The organism is Protofrankia sp. Cj3 (genome assembly GCF_917627355.1).
In the GTDB taxonomy this organism is placed as follows: Bacteria; Actinomycetota; Actinomycetes; order Frankiales; family Frankiaceae; genus Protofrankia.
This window is the reverse complement of the sequence record NZ_CAKJTR010000099.1, coordinates 1,777-4,669: the sequence shown is the minus strand read 5'-3', so window position 1 is coordinate 4,669 and position 2,893 is coordinate 1,777. Positions and strand designations below refer to the sequence as shown.

The 2,893-nt window shown below is 70.1% G+C and carries 2 protein-coding genes; both read left to right on the top strand.

Features of this window, described 5'->3' with window-relative positions:
* On the top strand, positions 1-1,262 hold a 1,262-nt coding region (locus MJ783_RS14395; RefSeq protein WP_239310950.1), incomplete at its 5' end, for a transglutaminase domain-containing protein.
* Positions 1,259-2,893 (top strand): serine/threonine-protein kinase (locus tag MJ783_RS14390; RefSeq protein ID WP_239310949.1); only part of this gene is annotated, 1,635 nt, incomplete at its 3' end. The genes MJ783_RS14395 and MJ783_RS14390, both read left to right, overlap by 4 nt.

Below are 2,893 nucleotides of genomic sequence, written 5' to 3'. Positions count from 1 at the left end.
AGGTCCCGGCGGTGGCCGGGGAGCTGCCGCGCAGCGGGGAGCTACGCCAGGACGTGGAGATCGACGGTTTGGACGGTGTCTGGCTGCCCGCCATGGACCGCCCGGTCCGGCTTGACGGCGTGGGCTTGGCCGTCGACGTCGACAGCGGCGTTCTGCTCAGCGCCGTGCCGGTGCGTCCCGGCCGCCGGTACACGGTGGTGTCCGCACCGCAGACCATCCCTGACGCAACTGCCCTTGCTGTGTCGCAGCCGGCCACCGACGCCGACGCCGACGCCGCCCGCTACCTGCCGCCCGGCCTACCCGATTCGGTGCGTGAGGCTGCCCGGCGGGGGTCCGTTGGGAGGATCACCCCATTCCAACAGGCGTTCGGGCTGGAACAGTACCTTCGCGGCACCTTCAGCTATGATTCGCTTGCGCCGGCTGGTCACACCTACGGACACCTCAACTACTTTCTGACCAGGAGCCAGCGGGGCACCTCCGAACAGTTCGCGACCGTGTTCGCGGTCGCCGCCCGGGTGCTGGGTCTGCCCAGCCGGGTCGTGGTCGGGTTCGCCTTTCCCGGTGGGCCGCGGACAGCGGACGTCCACACCGGCGACGTCCTGGTCTGGCCGGAGATCGACTTCGCGGGTGTGGGCTGGCTGCCGTTCTATCCGACGCCGGAGGAGTCGCGGCGTGGCGGCACTGAGGTCGCCTCCTCGGCATCGGGGGAGTCCAGCGAGCGGGCGCGGCGGGCTGAGGCCGCGGCGGCCGTGCCCGTGCAGTATCCGACAGCGCCACCATCCGCTCCGCCGATGGTTCGTCACGCCCCGTTACGGGTGTACGTAGGGGTGATCTCCGGCGCTGTCGTGCTCGCCTGCGCCCTCGGCTACCTGGCGGCCGCTGCGGGGTCGCCGGTGGCGCGCCGTCGGCGGGGACGGCGCGCGCGTATCCCCCGGACGCGCGTGGTCGGTGCCTGGCACAGCACACACGACGCCTTGGCGGGCGCCGGCATAGCGATCCCGGCCGCGGCCACCCCGGCTGAGACAGTCGGGATCGCCGCGGCCGGGATCGGCGCCAGCGGCCGAGCGTCGCTGGCGTCCTTGGCGGATCTCGTCACCACGGCGCTGTTCGCCGCGAACGGCATCGGCCCCGCCGAGGCCGACAAGGCCTGGCTGCACGAGAAACAGGTGCGCGCACAGCTGCGGCGGGTCGTGCCGCTGCACCGGCGCATGGCCGGGCGGCTCGCCCCCAGCCAGGTCATCCGGGGGAGGAGATACCGATGATCCCCGGTTATCGGTCCTTCACCGTGATTGCGCACGGTGGGTTCAGCACCGTCTACTCTGCCTATCAGGACCATCTTGACCGCACGGTGGCTATTAAGGTGATCAACGCCGATCTTCGGGACTCCGCCGCGGAACGGCGGTTCACCCGGGAATGCCGGGTAACCGGACGCCTCACCGGTCACCCGCATATCATCACGATTTTCCAGGCTGGCTCGACGGAGGATCGGCATCCGTTCATCGCCATGCAGTATCTCCCGCGGGGCTCGGTCGCCGACCGGATCCAGCGCAGCGGTCCGATGCGGGCCCACGAAGCCCTTCACATCGGTGCGAAAATCGCCGAGGCCATGCACGCCGCGCACGAGGCCAGAATCATCCACCGGGATGTCAAACCCGGCAACATACTGCTCACCGACACCGATGAACCGGTGCTCAGCGATTTCGGCATCGCGAGCCTGGCGGGCTCGGAAACATCCACGAGCCAGGATGCGTTCACGCCGTCCTATACGGCCCCGGAAGTCCTCCAGGGCGAGGAACAGTCGGTCGCAACCGACATCTACGCGCTGGGCGCGACCCTGTTCGCCATGCTGGCGGGCTCGCCGCCGTTCGGATACCGGCCGGGCGACAGCCCGGCCACCATTGTGCTGCGCGTCCTGACTCAGGACCTTCCCGCGTTGCCTCGTGAGCGCGTGCCCGAATCCGTGGAGAACCTGCTGCGGACCGCGCTCGCACGCGACCCGGCACAGCGCCCACAGACCGCCGACGCCTTCGCCGCGGACCTCCGGCACCTCAACGAACGCCTCGGCCACACCGTCCCGCGGATAGCGCCGGAACCGGTCGGTGTGCCGGAGGACGTCGCAGCTGCGGCCGGTGCACCCGGCGTACCCGGCGCGTTTGTGGGTGCCAGGCAGAGCAGCGAAACCGTGGCCGTCCCCGACGCCGTTGCTGAAGCTGTTCCCAACGCGCCCACGCATCCGGACCCGCCGCCACAACCCGCACCGGCCACGCTTGAAGATCATGAACAAGCGGGCCCTGCCGTGGATTCCGATACCGACCGCCGCACGGGCGGTGCGATGCAGGAGATCACCCTGCTCCGGGAAGGCAGACCGGCCCGGCCGGACCCTGGCACAGCGGCATCGGGCCGGGCCGGTAGGCCGCGGCGGGTTCTGGTGCTGCTCGGGGCCACCGCGGCGATCGTCGTGTCACTGGTGGTGATAGCGGTCCTCGCTCCGCGTCGGCCCAACCCGGCGCGCTCCTTGTCAACCTCCGTCAGGACGGCCTCCCCCACGCCATCCCTGGTCACGCCCGCGCCGGTCACCTCCGCCGACATCCAGGCTGCGCGCCCGACTGGTCTACGCGCCGATGACGCTGGAGCGACGGTCACGCTGACCTGGCAGAACGGCTCACGGACCGATACTGATCTGATCGTGCAGACCGCGAACCCCCCGGACGTTCCCCCAGTGCCGGTACAACGGTTGCCCGCCGGCGCGGCCATCATCCAGATTGCTGATCTGGATCCCAGCAAGGGCTACTGCTTCCACGTCGGCCCCGTGCTCTTTGACCCCGTCGGACACAGTCTGATCAAGGCATGGTCGGACTATGTCTGTATCCGCGGCGCCACACCGCCCCCTGCC